At 44.3% G+C, this 19,727-nt stretch carries 16 protein-coding genes; 6 read left to right on the forward strand and 10 right to left on the reverse strand.

Annotation, left to right across the window (positions count from 1 at the left end):
* The first annotated feature begins 110 nt into the window (after positions 1–110).
* The 4 genes from C3Y98_RS09620 (at position 111) to pstB (ending at position 3,929) form a co-directional block, all read left to right on the forward strand.
* On the forward strand, positions 111–1,112 hold the full coding sequence (locus tag C3Y98_RS09620) for a PstS family phosphate ABC transporter substrate-binding protein (protein ID WP_135278383.1): 1,002 nt from the start codon (positions 111–113) through the stop codon (positions 1,110–1,112).
* Positions 1,113–1,206: 94 nt separating this feature from the next.
* Positions 1,207–2,154 carry a phosphate ABC transporter permease subunit PstC gene (gene pstC, locus C3Y98_RS09625; RefSeq protein WP_135278384.1) on the forward strand — a complete coding sequence of 316 codons (948 nt, stop codon included), beginning with the start codon at positions 1,207–1,209 and terminating at the stop codon, positions 2,152–2,154.
* A gap of 1 nt (position 2,155) precedes the next feature.
* Entirely contained in the window at positions 2,156–3,103 is a 948-nt protein-coding gene (pstA, locus tag C3Y98_RS09630) for a phosphate ABC transporter permease PstA (protein WP_135278385.1), read from the forward strand.
* A gap of 46 nt (positions 3,104–3,149) precedes the next feature.
* Complete coding sequence (gene pstB / locus C3Y98_RS09635; RefSeq protein WP_135278386.1) at positions 3,150–3,929, forward strand: phosphate ABC transporter ATP-binding protein PstB; 780 nt, start codon at positions 3,150–3,152, stop codon at positions 3,927–3,929.
* A gap of 208 nt (positions 3,930–4,137) precedes the next feature.
* Here the strand turns inward: pstB and pepN are convergent, their stop codons facing one another.
* Positions 4,138–6,744, reverse strand: coding sequence for an aminopeptidase N (gene pepN / locus C3Y98_RS09640; RefSeq protein ID WP_135278387.1), 2,607 nt, complete (start codon positions 6,742–6,744; stop codon positions 4,138–4,140).
* Between the two features lie 149 nt (positions 6,745–6,893).
* On the reverse strand, positions 6,894–8,084 hold the full coding sequence (locus C3Y98_RS09645) for a glycosyltransferase (protein ID WP_135278388.1): 1,191 nt from the start codon (positions 8,082–8,084) through the stop codon (positions 6,894–6,896).
* 284 nt (positions 8,085–8,368) lie between these two features.
* Between C3Y98_RS09645 and C3Y98_RS09650 the strand changes: the two genes are divergently transcribed.
* Positions 8,369–9,130: a zinc dependent phospholipase C family protein gene (locus tag C3Y98_RS09650; RefSeq protein ID WP_245234357.1), complete on the forward strand. Its 762-nt coding sequence runs from the start codon at positions 8,369–8,371 to the stop codon at positions 9,128–9,130.
* A 70-nt stretch (positions 9,131–9,200) separates the two neighbouring features.
* Here C3Y98_RS09650 and C3Y98_RS09655 read toward each other — a convergent pair whose 3' ends face one another.
* The 5 genes from C3Y98_RS09655 to rlmE form a co-directional block, all read right to left on the reverse strand.
* Positions 9,201–9,737: a phosphatase PAP2 family protein gene (locus C3Y98_RS09655; protein ID WP_135278493.1), complete on the reverse strand. Its 537-nt coding sequence runs from the start codon at positions 9,735–9,737 to the stop codon at positions 9,201–9,203.
* Between the two features lie 218 nt (positions 9,738–9,955).
* Positions 9,956–11,311: a phosphoglucosamine mutase gene (gene glmM, locus C3Y98_RS09660; RefSeq protein ID WP_135278390.1), complete on the reverse strand. Its 1,356-nt coding sequence runs from the start codon at positions 11,309–11,311 to the stop codon at positions 9,956–9,958.
* A gap of 63 nt (positions 11,312–11,374) precedes the next feature.
* Positions 11,375–12,211, reverse strand: a complete 837-nt coding sequence (gene folP, locus C3Y98_RS09665) for a dihydropteroate synthase (RefSeq protein WP_135278391.1) — start codon at positions 12,209–12,211, stop codon at positions 11,375–11,377.
* 162 nt (positions 12,212–12,373) lie between these two features.
* Positions 12,374–14,272, reverse strand: coding sequence for an ATP-dependent zinc metalloprotease FtsH (ftsH, locus tag C3Y98_RS09670; protein WP_135278392.1), 1,899 nt, complete (start codon positions 14,270–14,272; stop codon positions 12,374–12,376).
* An 82-nt stretch (positions 14,273–14,354) separates the two neighbouring features.
* Entirely contained in the window at positions 14,355–14,975 is a 621-nt protein-coding gene (gene rlmE, locus C3Y98_RS09675; protein ID WP_135278393.1) for a 23S rRNA (uridine(2552)-2'-O)-methyltransferase RlmE, read from the reverse strand.
* Between the two features lie 72 nt (positions 14,976–15,047).
* On the opposite strand from rlmE, the gene yhbY reads away from it, so the two are divergent.
* Entirely contained in the window at positions 15,048–15,356 is a 309-nt protein-coding gene (gene yhbY / locus C3Y98_RS09680) for a ribosome assembly RNA-binding protein YhbY (protein WP_135278394.1), read from the forward strand.
* A gap of 63 nt (positions 15,357–15,419) precedes the next feature.
* On the opposite strand, the gene C3Y98_RS09685 is transcribed toward yhbY, so the two are convergent.
* The 3 genes from C3Y98_RS09685 to carB form a co-directional block, all read right to left on the reverse strand.
* A complete protein-coding gene (locus C3Y98_RS09685) occupies positions 15,420–15,857 on the reverse strand; it encodes a DUF4149 domain-containing protein (RefSeq protein ID WP_135278395.1) in 438 nt (145 codons plus the stop codon).
* Positions 15,858–15,871: 14 nt separating this feature from the next.
* Positions 15,872–16,354 (reverse strand): transcription elongation factor GreA, encoded by a 483-nt coding sequence (gene greA / locus C3Y98_RS09690; protein ID WP_135278396.1) that lies wholly within the window; start codon positions 16,352–16,354, stop codon positions 15,872–15,874.
* A gap of 90 nt (positions 16,355–16,444) precedes the next feature.
* On the reverse strand, positions 16,445–19,648 hold the full coding sequence (carB, locus tag C3Y98_RS09695) for a carbamoyl-phosphate synthase large subunit (RefSeq protein ID WP_135278397.1): 3,204 nt from the start codon (positions 19,646–19,648) through the stop codon (positions 16,445–16,447).
* Positions 19,649–19,727: the final 79 nt, after the last annotated feature.

The raw sequence follows: 19,727 nt of genomic DNA on the forward strand, positions 1-19,727 counted from the left end.
GCCCTTTTTTATTTAATCAGTTTTACTAATTTATTTTTTGTCATTATATTGTCACATTAGCTTCATATGATACGTACAGTTCAACAACTGACTACTCTAAGGAGCAACAAATGCAATACCAGTTTACTAAATATTCAACAATAGCTAGTTTGGTTACATCATTATTTGCATTACCAAACTTTGCTGTAGCAGCCGATAAAATCATTAAGATTGACGGCTCAAGCACGGTATACCCAATTACTGAAGCGGTTGCGGAAGAATTTCAAAAATCAACAAAAACCAAAGTAACCGTGGGCATTTCAGGCACAGGTGGCGGCTTTAAAAAGTTCTGCCGCGGTGAAACCGATGTGCAAAATGCTTCACGTCCTATTCTGCAAAAAGAAATCGATGCATGTAAAGAAGCTGGTGTGCAGTTTATTGAGTTGCCAGTCGCTTATGACGCGTTAACTGTGGTAATTAACCCAAGTAACGATTTTGCTAAAAAAATGACTACGGCAGAACTTAAAAAGTTGTGGGAACCAGCTGCACAAGGTAAAGTAAAAACTTGGAATCAAGTAAACCCAGCATGGCCAAACACACCAGTTAAACTGTTTGGTCCAGGTGCTGACTCAGGTACTTTTGACTATTTTACTGAAGCAATTGTTGGTAAAGCAAAATCAAGCCGCGGTGACTTTACTGCATCAGAAGATGATAACGTCTTAGTTAAAGGTGTTGTTGGTGACAAAGGTGGCCTTGCTTACTTCGGTTATGCTTACTATGAAGAGAATCAAGACAAATTAACAGCGGTTTCAATTGTTGATAAACCAGGCAAACCAGGTGTATTGCCTTCAAAAGCAACAATTGAAGACGGTACTTATCAACCATTAGCACGCCCTATCTTCATCTACGTTAATGCAACAGCAGCAGCGTTCAAGCCAGAAGTTAAAGCCTTTGTTAACTACTACCTTGAAAATAGCAAACCGCTGATTGAAGAAGTAAAATACGTTGCGTTACCTGCTAAAGAGCAAAAAGCAGTGATTACTCACTGGAAAGCACTTAAACCAGGTACTGGCTTTGGTGGTAAACCTGAAGTTGGTGTAAAAATTGAAGAATTGCTAACGCGTATTAAGTAGTATGTTTAACTGACACTTGTTTGAAAGCACATAAATCGCTGCTTTTCTTACAAGTGTCTTTTACCAATCATGATAACAAGCTGGTATATATAACGTGAATACGGCAACCCAAGTGTTAAATAAATCATTGACCCCTCAAATTAGTGCTCGCTTATCAAAAAACTTCACTCGCCACCTAAAAGAGCGTGTGATTGAGTTTATTTTGATGCTGGCTGCTTTGTCTGCAGTATTAACAACAGCTGCCATTATTGGCATTTTGCTCTATGAGTCTTACGGTTTCTTTGAATATGTCTCTTTGTCAGACTTTTTAACCGATACGGTCTGGACGCCACTATTTGAAAATCCACGTTATGGTATCTTGCCTTTAGTTTCCGGCACATTAACCGTGACAGGCGTGGCATTGCTGATTGCGGTGCCGATTGGCACAATTAGCGCCATTTACCTGTCTGAGTTTGCATCGCACCGTGTACGTGAAACAGTAAAACCAGTACTAGAGTTGCTCGCTGGCGTACCAACCATTGTGTTTGGTTTTTTTGCGTTACTGTTTATTACCCCGCTATTACAAAAAATCATGCCAGAGTTACCAACCTTTAACATGCTGAGCTCAGGCATTGTAATTGGCATTATGATTATCCCTTACATTGCCTCCCTGTCAGAGGATGCAATGCGCGCAGTGCCTATGAGCATGCGCGAAGGCTCTTATGCAATGGGTGCAACACGTTTTCAAACTGCGATTAGAGTAGTAACGCCAGCCGCCGTTTCAGGCATTGTGGCTGCTTATATTTTAGGGATATCTCGCGCCATCGGTGAAACCATGGTAGTAGCGATCGCAGCAGGTCAGCAGCCTAACCTGACATTTAACCCAATGGATGCCGCGGCTACGATTACTGCTTACATTGTGCAAGTTGCGATGGGTGATTTACCACATGGCAGCATCGGTTATCAAAGCATCTTTGCTGCAGGCCTGGTGCTGATGTTGATGACACTAACGCTCAACATTATCGGCCACATCACACGCAAGAAATATAGCGAGAGATACTAAAATGAACAACCCATCTGCAAATCACATCAATAAAAATTTAGACGAAGTGCGTGCCATGATTCATCGGCACAAACTCAATGACTATATATTTTCCATCATTGGCTTACTGTGCCTGATGGTTGGTCTGGTGACGTTATTAACCCTGTTTATTGACTTAATCATTCAAGGCTATCCTAAGTTATTGTCTTTAAGCTTTTATACCGACTTTCCATCACGTCGCGCTGCTAGTGCAGGCTTACTCTCAGCGCTAGTAGGCTCATCGCTGGTGATGTTGGTCACGTTTATCTCAGCAGTACCGGTGGGCGTCATGGCAGCCATTTATCTAGAAGAGTACGCCCCTAAAAACTGGTTTTCAGACCTTATCGAGATTAACGTTTCTAACTTAGCCGCTGTACCTTCTATTATTTACGGTTTGTTAGCACTGGGCTTATTTGTTTACATTTTAGATCTTGGTCAAAGCATCGTGACTGCAGGTCTGACATTAGGCTTGTTGATACTGCCGGTGGTGATTGTTGCAACACGTGAATCAATCCGCAGCATCCCGATTGCGATTCGCGAGGCGGCTTATGCTGTTGGCGCAACCAAATGGCAAGTAGTGTATGACCATGTGATTAAATACTCTTTCGGTGGCATTCTCACCGGCGTAATTATCGGCATGGCACGTGCCATCGGTGAAACTGCACCTATCATTACCATTGGCGCATTGACCTTCATCGCATTCTTACCGCCATCTCCAGTGACGACCAGCGCACCATTCCTTAACTTTGAATGGCTATCATCTGGCTTCACGGTATTACCGATTCAAATGTTTAGCTGGTTATCTCGCCCAAGCGAGGCATTCCATGTGAACGCTGCAGCAGCTGGCGTGATCATCATTTTAGTAACCCTGATCATGAACGGTTTTGCCATCAGAATGCGTTACAAAATGCGTAAAAACATTAAATGGTAATTCACGGCTTATCTCTATATATCTATCAACAGGAATCTAAATTCTCATGATGACGACAACTACACCAGTAAAAGCTGAAGCACGTAATCTCAGTTTTTTTTATAACGGTGGCCACAACGCAGTTAAGAATGTTTCAATGCCTTTGTATGAAAATAAAATCACGGCATTGATCGGGCCTTCTGGCTGCGGTAAATCTACATTTTTACGCTGCTTTAATCGCATGCATGATTTGTACCCAGGTAACAAATACGACGGGCAGATTATTATGCATCCGGATGACACAAACATTTTAGAAAAAAATGTAGACCCGATTGAAGTACGCATGCGTATTAGCATGGTATTTCAGAAACCGAATCCATTTCCAAAATCAATTTACGAAAACGTAGCTTACGGTTTACGTGTACGTGGCGAAAAAAACCGTCGCGTTGTAGATGATAAGGTAGAAGAAGCATTAAAAGGTGCTGCGCTTTGGAATGAGGTAAAAGACCGTCTGCAAGACTTGGCTTTTAATTTATCTGGCGGTCAGCAACAACGTTTATGTATCGCACGTGCCTTGGCAACCGACCCTGAAATCATGCTGTTTGACGAGCCTACATCAGCGCTTGACCCAATTGCCACAGCAAATATTGAAGAACTGATGAGTGAGTTACGCAATAAGCTCACGATTCTGGTAGTGACTCATAACATGCAGCAAGCAGCCCGGGTTTCTGACTACACAGCTTATATGTACTTAGGTGAGCTGATTGAGCATGGTGAGACTGATCGTATTTTCACCCGCCCTTCACGTAAAGAAACTGAAGATTACATTACAGGTAAGTTTGGTTAATACTTAGCCTTAGCTGTTAGCTACTTGATCCAAACAATAAAAGCCAACACTGTTGGCTTTTATTGTTTGGAGGAGCTGATAGGCTAAATTATGCTGATGCAACCATGGTGGCTGCAGTGCTAAATAGCACCAAGCATCCTTCAGAAAGCTATGTTGATAGCGCGGCTAATGATAAAACACTAGGCGAAAATCAACATAGCAAATTACCCTAGCCTTTTAAGCTTTTACTTACTAACTCGAACACATCATTCGATAGGTTTGGCGTATTCATAATTGCTTGCAAAGCATCTTGCATCTGCGTTTGCAGTACTGGTGTATAGCGCTTCCATTCACGCAAAGGCGTTACCAAGCGTGACGCAATTTGCGGATTAATCGCATTTAACTCAATAATGGCATCTCTTAAAATAGCATAACCTTGCCCGCTAGGATGGTGGAACTGCACAGGGTTATTAAGCGCAAAGGCTGAGTAAAGTGAACGCACGCGATTTGGGTTTTTAATATTAAACTCATGATGCTGACGCAGTTTTGCAAAGTCATCAAAAATAGCTGGCCTATTCGCCATCGCTTGTAACGTAAACCATTTATCGACCACTAACTGATACGCTTTAAAACGCTCATAGAAGTCAGCAAACACTAACTCACGTTCAGGCTGCGTGCTGTCTGACAAGCAAGCCAGCGCCGCAACACGGTCAGTCATATTATTAGCGCCATCATAGTGCGCTTTGGCTCTAGCGGCACAGCCCTTACCATTGGTCACTGTAAGTAGTTCAAGCGCAACATTTTGCAATGCCCTACGCCCCATGGCTGCTGGTGACACTGAGAACGTACCCGTGTTTGCATTATCATCATATAAGCGTGCTAAGGCATCTTTATGTGCACGTTTAATACTTTTAAGAATATGCGTACGCGCTTGATCTATCGCTGCCGGGTCGATCACGGTTTGGGTTTGTGCAATCACTGCGATTGTCGGCAAGGTGAGCGCTCTTGCTAACAGCGCTTTATCGCCTACGCCCGCGATCGCTTGTTCAATGATGATGCCAAAATCATCCACAAATTGCGAGATATCAGCGGTGGCGTCAGCCATCACTCGCTCAATATTGCGTAGTGCAAGGGTCTGGCCAGACTCCCATTTATTGAAGCCATCTGTGTCCTTCAACTGCAGTAGACGCAGATCATCATCACTCAAGTCTGTTGTTAGTTTTACAGGTGCAGAAAAACCACGCAAGATAGAAGGCACCGGGCGTGACGGCACATGATCAAAAGTGAAGCTTTGTTCACGCGCGGTCATTTCAAGTATCTGGGTTGCATGTGTTTCATTACCCAACGCATCTAGCAGCCCGACCGCAACCGGGATATGCAACGGTTTTTTATCGGCTTGGCCAGCGGTATCAGGTTGCGATTGCGTTAAGCTTAAAGTGTATTGCTGTTGCGCTGCATTATATTGACCAGAAGCTTTTAATGTAGGAGTCCCTGCCTGTTTATACCACAAGAAAAATTGTGACATATCCCGCCCAGAGGCATCTGCCATGCACTGTACAAAATCATTGCAAGTAACGGCATGCCCGTCGTAACGCTCAAAATATAAGTCAGCTGCTTTACGATAAGTTTCTTGGCCCAGCAAAGTATGCTGCATACGAATTAGCTCGGCGCCTTTTTCATACACAGTCGTAGTATAGAAGTTACTGATCTCGATAAAGTTATCAGGCTGCACGGCATGTGCTAAAGGACTCGCATCTTCTGAGAACTGCAGACGTCGCAACTGATCCACATCATCAATCCGCTTCACCGCGCGCGAGCTCATATCTGCGCTAAACTCTTGGTCCCTGAATACGGTTAAGCCTTCTTTAAGCGATAGTTGAAACCAATCGCGGCAGGTAACACGATTGCCTGTCCAGTTATGGAAGTACTCATGGCCGATAACAGCCTCAACACTGTCAAAGTCCGTATCAGTCGCAGTTTCCTGGTGAGCTAGTACTAACTTCGTGTTAAAAATATTGAGTGATGTGTTTTCCATCGCCCCCATATTAAAATCACTCACAGCGACAATATTAAACAAATCGAGTTGATATTCACGGCCGTATTTTTCTTCATCCCACTTCATGGCTTTTTTAAGTGACTGCATGGCATGATCGCACTGCTGCTCATCACCGGCACGCACGTAAATATGCAAAGCTACCTGACGTCCAGACATGGTTTGGAACGAGTCTTCTATGCGAACCAAATTACCAGCCACCAGTGCAAACAGGTAACAAGGCTTAGGAAATGGGTCATTCCAGGCGGTAAAATGACGCCCATGAGCAAGATCACCAGTATCTACTAGATTGCCGTTAGATAGGAGCACAGGGTACTTGTGTTTATCTGCCTCAATACGTACTGAGAAGGTACTCAACACGTCTGGCCTGTCTTGGAAGTAAGTAATACGACGGAAGCCTTCTGCCTCACATTGGGTGCAATAACTGCCTTGGGACTTATACAAACCCTCTAGCGCGGTGTTGGATGCAGGATCAATCTCTGAGGTAATGGTCAGAGTGAATTTTTCACCGGCATCCTTGATGGTCATTTCATGCGCAGTAATGGTATAGCCATCAAAGCGAATACCATCCATCTCTACGGCAGTCACGACTTGGTCTTGCCCGTTTAACACCAGGTCGCCTGAAGTAGCGTCTGCTGTTTTAATATATTGCACTTCTGATTTCACAATTGTTTTATCTTCAAACAATGTAAATGAGAGGTTTACATGCCCCACCCGATAAGGTGCAGGCGTATAGTCTTTTAGATAGATGGTCTTGGGGGTTACGTTAGATTCTATTTCCATAATTAAGCAATGACTTTATTAACTGTATTGCTTAACAGTATAAAAGAGATTGCGTTCTTAGCATCCGCTTTCATCAATTCTTGATAGAAAATAACGCATATTTCCACACATAGCTGTAGCCAGTTCCGCCACAATGGGTACCGTAGCAATCAGGCAATTGACACATACGCGCCATTAACAGCTGGCCGCGCATTAATTAACGCCGCATAAAATTGCACCATGCGCTCAGCCTGTATAGATGCCGTCCATTTAGCAAGCACGTAAGACCTAGCCCGCAGCCCAAGTTCAAAGCGCTCTTCTGGGTACATTAACAAATGTTTAACCTTGTCAGAAAACCCATCAACATGATCTGGTGCAATCAAGGCACCTTGCCCATCTACCAATATTGAAGCTGTACCAAGCTCGGCTATCGCAACCACTGGTGTGCCTTGTGCCATCGCCTCGAGCAACACCAAACCCTGTGTTTCACTTTTTGAGGCGAACACAAACACATCAGCTGCCTGATAGCAGGCATTAAGTTCCAGCTCACGATCAAGATATCCAATAAACTGTACATTATGTGCAAGCCCCAACGCCTGAGTTAAGCGATGCAGGCTGGCTTCAGCAGGACCTTCGCCAGTGATCACCAGCAGCACATCCGGCACATCTTGCACCAATACTTTTAGCATTTCCAGTAAGAAGGCAATATTCTTCTCAAATGCAACACGGCCCACATACAGTAGCATTGGGCGCTCTAAAGGTATCTCATACTTTTGTCTGAACGCTTTACCATCAGCGCCTTTAAAGCTCTGCATTTGCAAACCAGTAGGCACCACTTCTGCATTCACATTAACGCCGTATCCGCGCAAAACATCCAGCATGGGCTGTGATGGTGCCACGATGCCATCAACGGCATTGCATTGGCGTTTGGAGATCATTCTGGCAACACCACGCGCCATTGGCTTAGGAATCCACGGTAAATAATGATGTAAGTAATCTTCAAAAAACGTATGGTAAGTTTCTACACAAGGGACATTTAACTCGCGCGCCAATTTCAACCCTACATAATGTGCAACAAACGGGGTGTGGATATGTACTAAGTCATACCCTTCTCGGCGTAGATCCGGCAAGCGCTGCAGCACCTCTCCATACTTCATGAGTTTATCTTCTGGGTCAAAATAAATGCTACGCGCCGGAATACGCTTAATCCATGACTCGTCTTCGGTAGCGACACCATAATCTGGTGCAATTAAATGCACTTCATGCCCTAAGCCTTGCATCTGCTCGACAAAAGTTCTAATCGAAGTTGAAACGCCATTAATACGTGGGAAATATACATCAGATATAAATAGTATTTTCATGCGCGCTGTTCACCCATCTGTTAATAAATTCAATCCGTTATTAACAATATAAACACGCTATATGACAGTTTAATGAAAGAAAAACCTCATAACACCAACACAACAACTCAAGTCACTATCGGCACTGACGGTAAGCTTTTTCCATAAAACATCATCGTATTGTCATTTTTATTTAATATCACACTGGCACAGTGGCTCGCATGCAAGTACCTAAGATAATCAAACAGTATTACTGGTGGTTGCCATGCTGCATATACTCAGCTGATGCAAATGCGTGGGGGCTGATGACTCACCTCTACTTTGCACAATCACTGTTATGGGCTATGCCGTTACTAGACCCTAAGCTACAAACTGCGATTAAGAAGTTTCCAGACTTAGTGATGGCTGGTGCATGCATTCCTGATCTGGCGCTAGTGAGCCAACCGTTTAACAATACCCACGCATGGAAAAGTGCACATCAGCTACTTGATGTAGCAAAGTCTGATGAGGAAATGGCGATTGCTATTGGTTACGCTAGCCACTTATATATTGATGTGATTGCGCATCATCATTTCGTGCCTGCGCATGAGGCCATGTGGTTTAAAAGCACAATGTTTACCCATATCACTTCAGAGTGGGCAATGGATGCTTATCTAATGCCACTCATTAAAACCTCGCCACATCAGCTGTTGAGCGAACATCACTTTGCTATCACCCGATTCGTCAGTACTCATTTTAATTGTGCTGAAGACATCACGAGCGCTGCGATTAAACGCCTAGCATTGGGAGACGCCCTATTAAGACGGATGAGAATACCGCAGCTGATTCACAGATTTGCACGTGTGCTTGATCGTGGCCTAGGCCAGAACTTTGTGTATTACATCTCAAAAACGCAACTTGCGCTAGCGGATATCGGTAAAGTATTGGACGGGAATCAACCCGTATTTGATGCTGAATTAAAGAATATCAGTATGGAGCAACTAGAACAATGGCGTGAACAGTGCCTAAACCATTTGCAGCACATGCACCCACAGCCTGTGCAGTATTTCACCCACCCCAAACACTAATGACTGCACAGCTAAAGATTTAGAGTCAGTGAGTTAGCATAACGTATGCCTAACACCGCTCCATCGTTATTTATACAATTAAAAAAGACAAAGCTGCTATCGACGCACCAATCAGCGCACCTGCCAGCACATCACTTGGGTAGTGCAAACCCAGTACCACACGCGACAGCGCTACCATCACGGTAAACGGCACGAGTACAAACGCCAGCTGCGGGTAATAACTCAAAGCTACCATGCTAAACACCACTGCATGCAAAGTGTGTCCAGACGGAAAGCTAAATTTATCGAGAGGTTTACCTGTTAACCATATATCTTGCCTCACTTCGTAAGGGCGTGGTCGCAGGGTTTTACCTTTTAACCATTTATAAAACAAAGTACCAGACAGTCCAGCTAACCCCATATGTAATACCGGCAACATACCATCACTGCCATTCACTAGCAGCACCGTAGCCATTAGCACATACCAAAATACGCCATCACCCAGCCTACTCGCTAACCTAAAGCTATCACGTACCAAGCGATAGCGGCTGGTGTGGTTCACCGCAACGCAAACATTGCTATCAAACTGATGCATACGGTGCAAATATAAACGTGTTCTAGATGTCATCATCCACCTCCAATATTTACTTAAAGTGGAGCTAGCTTGTCACTGCAATGTGAACAATTGATGAAAAAGAGATGAAGCTTTGTTGAATTGAACACGCTAGGCAATTGAGTGTTCAACGCAGCAAATTTATTGAAACATGCAGGCAATCCGAGTTGCTGCAAATGTCTTTAGTAGGGTAATGCAGTGCTACACCACATTACCCTAACTTTTAAGTGCTACTAAGATGCAACCTGCTTGACTACATCTGCAATGTTTTGTGCTAACGCGGTGACCTGTGATTGATTTTCACCTTCAACCATCACACGGATTTTTGGCTCAGTACCAGAGGCTCTCAGCAACACACGTCCCGAGTCTTTAAGCTCGGCTTCAGCCGTTGCAACCGCTGCCTGAATCAAGGTATTGCTCAAATCAATCTTATGCTTGGTGGTGACGTTAATTAACACCTGCGGGTAAAGTGTTAAGTCCGCTCCTAGCTCACTTAAAGTTTTACCAGTCTGTATCACTGCATGCAACACTTGCAAAGCAGCAATAATGCCATCACCACTACTATGCTTGTCCAGCGTTAAAATATGACCAGAGTTTTCTCCGCCCAATTGCCAATTATTTTGATTCAATAACTCCAGCACATAGCGATCACCTACCTTGGCACGAGCAAAAGGAATATTCATCGCAGCAAGCTTATGTTCTAACGCTAAATTGGTCATCAGTGTCCCCGCGACACCGCCGTGTAAAACACCCGTCTGCTGACGGGCAGCTGCGATAATATAAAGCAGTTGGTCACCGTCTAGCAATCGGCCGGTATGATCAACCATCATCACACGGTCGCCATCCCCATCGAAAGCGATGCCTAAATCTGCCTGATGCTCCACCACCGCTTTTTGTAATGCTTGCGGATGTGTAGAGCCAACTTGTTCATTGATGTTTAAACCATCCGGATGGTTACCAATCACCACAATCTCAGCGCCTAACTCATGAAACACTGGTGGCGCTACATGATAGGTGGCACCGTGTGCGCAATCCAACACAATTTTCAACCCACGCAAATCTAAATGATTAGGGAAAGTACTTTTACAGAACTCAACATAACGCCCTGCTGCATCATCAATACGGCGCGCTTTACCTAACTTTGCAGACTCCATTACCTGCATCGGCTCATCAAGTGCAGCTTCAATCGCATGTTCAACTTCATCTGGCAATTTAGTGCCTAAGCTGGAGAAGAATTTAATGCCGTTATCATAATAAGGGTTATGAGACGCAGAAATCACAATACCTGCCTGTGCCCGCAATGCACGCGTCAAATAAGCAACTGCAGGTGTTGGCATCGGGCCTGTCAGCAAAACATCCACCCCCGCAGCTGACAAGCCAGCTTCTAACGCCGCTTCTAACATATAGCCAGAAATACGTGTATCTTTACCAATCAATACCGCTGGGTGTGCGCCTTTCGCTAAGTGACTATCAATACTGGTCAGCACTCGCCCTGCCGCATAACCTAAACGCATTACAAACTCAGGGGTAATTGGTGCATCCCCTACGCGTCCGCGAATTCCATCTGTACCAAAGTATTTTTTACTCATTCATATTTCTTTCAAGCGTTGAATTACAATTTTATGTTGGCTGATAACTCGCCCAGTAGCAAGTTAGGCGGGCAGTACAGCGGTCACGACCTTTAGCGCATCTACCGTAGCTTTAACGTCATGCACACGCACAATTTTTGCACCCTTCATGGCTGATATAACCGATGCCGCCAATCCTGCGTGCAAGCGCTGCTGTTCATCACCCCCAGCAATCTTACCCAATACAGATTTGCGAGATAAACCAACCAATAAAGGCCCAAGTTCACCAATCTCACCCAAATGCTGTATTAACGCAATATTATGCGCTGTTGTTTTACCAAAACCAAAGCCGGGGTCTAATACGATGCGTTCTTTTGCAATACCAGCCGACATTACGACTTGCATACGCTCGATTAAAAACTGCTTTACTTCGGCGACTACATCTTGATAACTAGGTGCAAGCTGCATCGTTTGCGGCATGCCCTGCATATGCATCAAACAAACACCAGCATTGCTATTCGCAACAATTTCAACGGCGTGCTTTTCTTGCAACGCACGTATATCATTCACAATATCGACACCTGCAAAAATCGCTTGGCGCATGACTTCAGGCTTATAGGTATCGATAGAAAGCGGCACTGTGGACACAGCACTTAAAGCCTCAATCACAGGGATCACGCGTCTTAACTCTTCATCTAGACTCACAGGCTCAGCACCGGGTCTAGTGGACTCGCCACCGATGTCTAAAATATCGGCACCTTGAGCAATCAGTTCTAAGCCATGCGCTACTGCTAAATCAGTGCTAGTGTACTTGCCACCATCAGAAAATGAATCAGGCGTCACATTAACGATACCCATGACATGGGGGCGACTTAAGTTAAGTTGATATTTACCGCAATTAAATTGATATTGAGTTTGCATATGTTAATTATACTAAATCCGACTAAAAGTCGTTAGGAAGTAAAGTCCTCTCTTAAGGTTGCGCATGCGCACTCATCAAAACACCTGTGGTCGTGCATGATTTTTGGCAATAAAAAAGGCTAGTTCGCGCTAGCCTTTTTAAAATAAAACAACCTAATCAAGTTAAGTATTGGCAGAGTGCTGCGGCTCACCCGTTGCTGCTGGGCTTGAGCCTGAGCTTGATGAGCCAGACGCTGGCGGCACCTGCGCCTGTCTAGGCTTAGGCTCACGCACAGGCTTACCAGCCATGATGTCATTAATCTGCTCAGCATCAATGGTTTCGTACTCAAGTAAAGCAGCTGTCATTGCCTCAACTTTGTCGCGGTTATTTTCCAGCAAACGGCGAGCGATCGCATATTGCTCATCTAAAATGCGACGAATTTCAGCATCTACTTTTTGCTGGGTTGCTTCCGAAACCGTTTTAGAGCTCATGCTGCCAAAGAAAGAGTCCTGCTCATTACCGGTGTACACCATCGTACCCATAGCATCACTCATACCATAACGTGTCACCATGTCACGCGCTAATTTTGTCGCACGTTCAAAGTCATTTGATGCACCGGTTGACATCTGATGCATAAAGATTTCTTCCGCAATACGGCCACCGAACAAAATAGAAATCTCTTCCAGCATCTTGTCTTTGTAGTTACTGATGCGATCAAACTCAGGCAACTGCCAGGTTAAGCCTAATGCCCAGCCACGCGGCATAATCGTTACTTTATGCACAGGGTCCGCTTTTGGTAGCAACTTCGCAACTACGGCATGGCCAGATTCATGGTATGCAGTATTACGACGCTCATCTTCACGCATCACCATGGATTTACGCTCAGGACCCATGAAAATCTTATCTTTAGCATCTTCAAAATCCTGCATATCCACAGTGCGCTTGTTACGGCGTGCTGCAAACAATGCCGACTCGTTCACCAGGTTTGCTAAATCTGCACCACTGAAACCTGGCGTACCACGTGCCAAGATATCCGCTTTTACATCCGGGTCAATCGGCACTTTACGCATATGCACTAATAAAATCTGCTCGCGACCTTTAATATCAGGCAAACCTACCATCACTTGTCGATCGAAACGACCTGGACGTAACAACGCTTTATCTAACACATCTGCACGGTTAGTCGCCGCAATCACAATCACACCTGAGTTAGCTTCAAAGCCATCCATCTCCACTAACATCTGGTTAAGTGTTTGTTCGCGCTCATCGTTACCGCCGCCAGTACCAGCACCACGGCTACGACCCACCGCGTCAATTTCATCGATAAAAATAATGCAAGGTGCATTCTTTTTAGCGTTTTCAAACATATCGCGTACACGTGATGCACCAACCCCCACAAACATCTCTACAAAGTCAGAACCTGAAATTGTAAAAAACGGAACCTTAGCCTCACCAGCGATTGCACGTGCCAACAAAGTTTTACCTGTGCCTGGCGGGCCCACCATTAATACACCACGTGGAATACGTCCACCCAATTTCTGGAACTTAGATGGGTCACGCAAAAATTCTACTAATTCAGAGACTTCTTCTTTAGCTTCGTCGCAACCGGCCACATCAGCAAAAGTAGTATGGTTGTTACCTTCGTCTAACTGACGCGCCTTACTTTTACCAAATGAGAATGGACCGCCACCTTTACCGCCACCTTGCATCTGACGCATAAAGAAAATCCACACACCGATCAATAAAATCATGGGGAACCATGAGACAAAGATACTCATGAGCAATGATTGCTCTTCTTCTGGTTTTGACTCTACAGCTACGTTATATTTAAGTAAATCAGACACTAACCATGGGTCAGAAGGTGCATACGTATTAAACTTCTTACCATCTTGAGTTGTACCATGCAGCACTCGACCATCAATCTGCACCTTGGCAATACGACCGCCCTTAACATCTTGAATAAATTGCGAATATACGATTTGGTTGTCCGCATTACCCTTAACGCCGGACAAGTTAAATACCGCCACAAGTATCATGCCGATTGCTATCCAAATAGCGACATTCTTAAACACGTTGTTCAAAATCTTTTCCTTTATCAACAACAATCACGCTTAAAGTTTCTTAAGCATTTTAGATCTTACGAAAGCAGTTTAACCCAATTTTTTAAGGTTTACGACCTATTCCTAGCAAATAAACTTCACTGCTTCTATCGCGTGACGCCTTAGGCTTACGCGTCACTACTTTATCAAACATCTGACGCATATTTTGCAAGATCTCCTCGAAGCCAGCTCCGATAAATACCTTGACCAGAAAGTTTCCACTTGGTTTCAACCATTCTTTACTAAAATCCAGCGCTAGCTCTGTTAAATAAGCAGCACCGGCTTGGTCAACATCTTTTACTCCACTGATATTGGGGGCCATATCTGCAATTACAAGGTCTACTTGCACATTATTTAATGTTTGTTCCAGTAACTTAAGTACTGAATCTTCACGAAAGTCGCCTTGTAGAAAAGTGACTCCTCCAATAGGCGCCATCTCTAAAATATCAAGTGCAATGACTTTACCTTGGCCTTTTAAACGTTGCACCGCCACTTGCGACCAACTACCTGGTGCCGAGCCTAAGTCGACGACAGTCATGCCGGGCTTGATGAGCTTATCTTTATCGTCAATTTCCATTAACTTATATGCGGCACGCGCACGATAACCATCTTTTTGTGCGAGTTTTACATAAGGGTCGTTTAAATGCTCTTGCATCCAAGCTTTACTAGTACGTGTAGGTTTCATCGTTGATACTTTGCCATCAAATAAACATTGCTTCGTGTTAAAATAGTTAACTAATTAATTCTGTTAAAAAATATGAAACTAAGTACTAAACAAATCGCACACCTACGAGGCCTTGCTCATAGCTTAAACCCAGTTGTCATGATAGGCAACAATGGTTTAACGGAAAATGTAGTTAAAGAAATCGAGCTTAACTTAAACGTCCATGAACTCATTAAAGTACAGGTAGCAGGTGATAACCGCGTGGCACGCAAAGCCATGTTTGAAGAAATCTGCAAACTTACTAATGCTATTGCAGTACATCACATTGGAAAACAATTGGTGTTTTACAGAGCGAGCAGCACCGTAAAAGAAAGTGCCAAGGTAATCATTCCTAAACTTTAAAAAACATTCGGCCTGCGTTTAACCACCAGGCCGAATTATTAATATTTACTTGGTGATTTAAAACTAACGCGCTTTTAGCACCATTACCACTGCGAGCGCGCATTCAAACACATAAGCTAAACTGGCAACCCCATGCCAGTTTCTAAACCTGTCTGCAAATACACTTTGCATCACATCAGCAGGAAAGGCTTGTGACTTCAACCCTTCTAAAATTGGCTGAATGCCAAAATGACCAGCCAACACTAATAGCAGCATGACAAAAACAGCCCAAAAGAACGCTTGCTTTAAGGCTGCAGTACCAAACTGCGCTAAACGATGAATCAATAGATAAAATGCACTGGCAAAGCCAATGTAAGTCACTACGTTAAATAGCTTACCGGCAAGGCTACCCGCTAACTGCTTATCTTGTAACGCATCAAACAGTACATACGCACTTACCCCAGTGCTCCACAATGCACCGGCCCACAACGCAATCAAAATCAAAGATAGTCGGGAAGCCATTGTCATCACCTTAATTAGATATACAGCACATCAAGCACTTCATACTCTTTAACGCCACCTGGTGCTGAAACTTCAGCAATATCGCCAGCAGACTTACCAATCAAGCCACGCGCAATTGGTGAGCTTACAGAAATCTTGCCATTTTTAATATCGGCTTCATCTTCACCCACGATCTGATAGGTTTTATTGTCACCAGAATCCAAATCCTCAATATTCACAGTGGCACCAAATACCACACGACCTTCTGCATTTAATGTTTGCGGGTCAATAATTTGCAAGTTCGACAGTTTGGCCTCTAGCTCAGCAATGCGGCCTTCAATAAAACTTTGACGCTCTTTTGCTGATTCGTACTCGGCATTTTCAGATAAATCACCTTGCGCACGCGCTTCAGCAATTGCCTGAATAATATTAGGACGATCAACACCACGCAAACGCTGTAATTCCTCTTTTAACAATTCTGCACCACGAACAGTTACTGGAAATTGACTCAATGCCATACTACACCCTCAAATAAAAAAGAAACCACACTCACACGAGCGTGGTTTCGGAAGTAAAATTAATATTAAGTAAACTAGCTTTAGTTTATTTTAGCTTAATTGTTTATGCAAGTTCTGCAGTGACTCTACTTGAATCTCTTGCATATGCGCCATACCAATACATGCAGCTTTAGCACCTGCAATGGTTGTGTAGTAAGTCACTTTATTTTGCAATGCTGAGCGGCGAATCTCGTAGGAGTCTGCCACCGCACGCTTATCTTCAGTCACATTCACAATAAAGCTAATGTCATCATTTTTAATCATATCAACGATATGCGGACGGCCTTCAGCCACTTTATTCACAGCCTGTACTTTCAAGCCATGCTCAGTTAATGCTGCTGCAGTGCCTTTAGTTGCAACCAACTCGAACCCAAGTTGATGCAGTTGCTGCCCGATTTCCACTACTTTCAAATAGTCTTCTTTACGTACACTAATAAAAGCACGGCCACCTGCAGGCAGCTTGGTAGAAGCACCTAGTTGTGATTTTAAGAACGCCTCTGCAAAAGTACTACCTACGCCCATCACCTCACCAGTTGATTTCATTTCAGGACCTAAAATGGTATCCACACCTGGGAACTTGATAAATGGGAATACCGCTTCTTTTACTGAGTAGAACGGCGGAATGATTTCGCGCGTTACATTTTGTGATGCAAGCGTTTGTCCCGCCATACAGCGTGCAGCAACTTTAGCTAGCTGCAAACCGCAAGCTTTAGACACGAAAGGCACAGTACGTGATGCACGTGGATTCACCTCCAACACATAAACAGTTTCGCCCTGAATCGCAAACTGTACATTCATTAAACCAACCACACCCAAGGCTTTTGCCATTTGTTTGGTTTGTACGCGCAACTCATCTTGTAGTGCAGTCGATAAGCTATATGGCGGCAGTGAACATGCTGAGTCACCAGAGTGTACACCAGCCTGTTCAACGTGCTCCATGATGCCGCCAATAATGACTTCTTCACCATCAGATAATGCGTCTACATCGACTTCCAGCGCATCATTCAAGAAACGGTCCAGCAATACTGGTGATTCATTAGAAACTTTAACAGCTTCACGCATATAGCGCTCAAGCTGGCTTTGCTCTTGTACGATTTCCATCGCACGACCGCCCAATACATAACTAGGACGTACCACTAATGGGTAACCAATTTCCAATGCCAAGCGAATAGCCTCTTCCGGCGTTCTTGCAGTGCGGTTTGGTGGTTGTTTCAAGCCTAGCTCTTGCAACATTTTCTGGAAACGTTCGCGGTCTTCTGCTTTGTCAATCGCGTCTGGTGTCGTGCCGATAATTGGCACACCGGCTTTTTCTAAATCACGCGCTAATTTAAGCGGCGTTTGGCCACCGTATTGCACAATCACCCCTACTGGTTTTTCCAATGCAACGATTTCCAATACATCTTCCAGCGTTACCGGTTCAAAATACAAACGATCTGATGTATCGTAATCGGTAGAAACTGTTTCAGGGTTACAGTTCACCATAATGGTTTCGTAACCATCTTCACGCATTGCAAACGCAGCGTGCACACAGCAGTAATCAAACTCAATACCTTGGCCAATACGATTCGGCCCGCCACCCAATACCATGATTTTCTTTTTGTTGGTTGGCGCTGCCTCGCACTCTTCTTCATAAGTTGAGTACATATAGGCAGTATTAGTTGAAAACTCCGCAGCACAAGTATCTACACGCTTGTACACAGGGCGTACGCTTAGCGCCTGACGATAAGCACGCACAGCGTGCTGATCAGTATCTAGCAGTTTAGCCAGACGTCTGTCAGAAAAACCACGACGTTTTAGTTGCAACAAGGCGGCTTTATCTAAATCTGCAATATGCTTGCCTTTTAACGCCTGCTCACGGTCGATAATATCTTTTAACTGCACTAAGAACCATGGGTCGATTTTGGAAATATTAAATACTTCATCAACACTCAAGCCCATTCTGAATGCATCACCTACGTACCAAATACGCTCAGGGCCCGGCACACCAATTTCTTTGGTGATGGTGTCTAGATCTGTGGTTTTTTCGTCCAAACCGTCTACGCCGACTTCAAGGCCACGCAATGCTTTTTGGAATGACTCTTGGAATGTGCGGCCAATCGCCATCACCTCACCAACAGATTTCATTTGCGTAGTTAAACGAGAGTCCGCCTGCGGGAACTTCTCGAAGGCAAAGCGAGGAATCTTGGTCACAACGTAATCAATACTTGGCTCAAATGATGCTGGTGTTGCACCACCGGTAATTTCGTTACGTAGCTCATCTAATGTAAAGCCTACCGCCAATTTAGCGGCTACCTTAGCAATCGGGAAACCTGTCGCTTTTGAAGCCAGCGCAGATGAACGTGATACGCGCGGATTCATCTCAATCACAATCATACGGCCATCATCTGGGTTAATTGCAAACTGTACGTTTGAACCACCAGTATCAACACCGATTTCACGCAGTACCGCCAATGAGGCGTTACGCATAATTTGGTATTCTTTATCGGTCAGCGTTTGTGCTGGCGCCACAGTGATAGAGTCACCGGTATGCACGCCCATCGGGTCTAAGTTTTCAATTGAACAGATAATGATGCAGTTATCAGCTGAGTCACGCACCACTTCCATCTCGTACTCTTTCCAGCCGAGTAGCGATTCTTCAATCAACAATTCATTAGTCGGTGATGCATCTAAACCACGCTCACAAATAGTGATGAACTCTTCACGATTATAAGCAATACCGCCACCGCTACCGCCCATGGTAAATGATGGACGAATAATCGCTGGGTAACCAATGCTAGCTTGCACCTGCAAGGCTTCTTCCATGCTATGTGCAATGGCAGAGCGTGCTGAACCCAAACCGATTTTGGTCATGGCTTCTTTAAATTTTTGGCGATCCTCTGCTTTATCAATCGCTTCTTTTGACGCACCAATTAACTCAACGTTAAATTTGGCAAGTACACCGTGCTTATCTAGATCTAAAGCGCAATTTAATGCAGTCTGTCCACCCATGGTAGGCAGCAAGGCATCTGGACGCTCTTTTTCAATAATCTTTTCAACCACTTGCCAAGTAACTGGCTCGATATAGGTCGCATCGGCCATTTCCGGGTCAGTCATAATCGTTGCGGGATTAGAGTTAACCAAAATAACACGATAACCCTCTTCACGCAGCGCTTTACATGCCTGCGCACCTGAATAGTCGAACTCACAAGCCTGGCCAATTACAATTGGACCTGCACCGATGATAAGAATTGATTTTATGTCTGTACGTTTTGCCATTAGATTTACTTTTTAACGAATTTATCTTGCATCTATACACGCAAATCTGCGTGATGATTCATATCCAAGCCATCTTCAA

The organism is Methylotenera oryzisoli, from assembly GCF_004661485.1.
GTDB classification, from domain to species: domain Bacteria; phylum Pseudomonadota; class Gammaproteobacteria; order Burkholderiales; family Methylophilaceae; genus Methylotenera; species Methylotenera oryzisoli.

What these genes read in the sequence shown, in the direction of transcription:
- C3Y98_RS09620 (WP_135278383.1), top strand. Translation starts at nt 111, where the DNA reads ATGCAATACCAGTTTACTAAATATTCAACAATAGCTAGTTTGGTTACA.
- pstA (WP_135278385.1), top strand. Translation starts at nt 2,156, where the DNA reads ATGAACAACCCATCTGCAAATCACATCAATAAAAATTTAGACGAAGTG.
- pstB (WP_135278386.1), top strand. Translation starts at nt 3,150, where the DNA reads ATGATGACGACAACTACACCAGTAAAAGCTGAAGCACGTAATCTCAGT.
- pepN (WP_135278387.1), bottom strand. Translation starts at nt 6,744, where the DNA reads ATGGAAATAGAATCTAACGTAACCCCCAAGACCATCTATCTAAAAGAC.
- C3Y98_RS09645 (WP_135278388.1), bottom strand. Translation starts at nt 8,084, where the DNA reads ATGAAAATACTATTTATATCTGATGTATATTTCCCACGTATTAATGGC.
- C3Y98_RS09650 (WP_245234357.1), top strand. Translation starts at nt 8,369, where the DNA reads ATGACTCACCTCTACTTTGCACAATCACTGTTATGGGCTATGCCGTTA.
- C3Y98_RS09655 (WP_135278493.1), bottom strand. Translation starts at nt 9,737, where the DNA reads ATGACATCTAGAACACGTTTATATTTGCACCGTATGCATCAGTTTGAT.
- glmM (WP_135278390.1), bottom strand. Translation starts at nt 11,311, where the DNA reads ATGAGTAAAAAATACTTTGGTACAGATGGAATTCGCGGACGCGTAGGG.
- folP (WP_135278391.1), bottom strand. Translation starts at nt 12,211, where the DNA reads ATGCAAACTCAATATCAATTTAATTGCGGTAAATATCAACTTAACTTA.
- rlmE (WP_135278393.1), bottom strand. Translation starts at nt 14,975, where the DNA reads ATGAAACCTACACGTACTAGTAAAGCTTGGATGCAAGAGCATTTAAAC.
- yhbY (WP_135278394.1), top strand. Translation starts at nt 15,048, where the DNA reads ATGAAACTAAGTACTAAACAAATCGCACACCTACGAGGCCTTGCTCAT.
- C3Y98_RS09685 (WP_135278395.1), bottom strand. Translation starts at nt 15,857, where the DNA reads ATGGCTTCCCGACTATCTTTGATTTTGATTGCGTTGTGGGCCGGTGCA.
- greA (WP_135278396.1), bottom strand. Translation starts at nt 16,354, where the DNA reads ATGGCATTGAGTCAATTTCCAGTAACTGTTCGTGGTGCAGAATTGTTA.
- carB (WP_135278397.1), bottom strand. Translation starts at nt 19,648, where the DNA reads ATGGCAAAACGTACAGACATAAAATCAATTCTTATCATCGGTGCAGGT.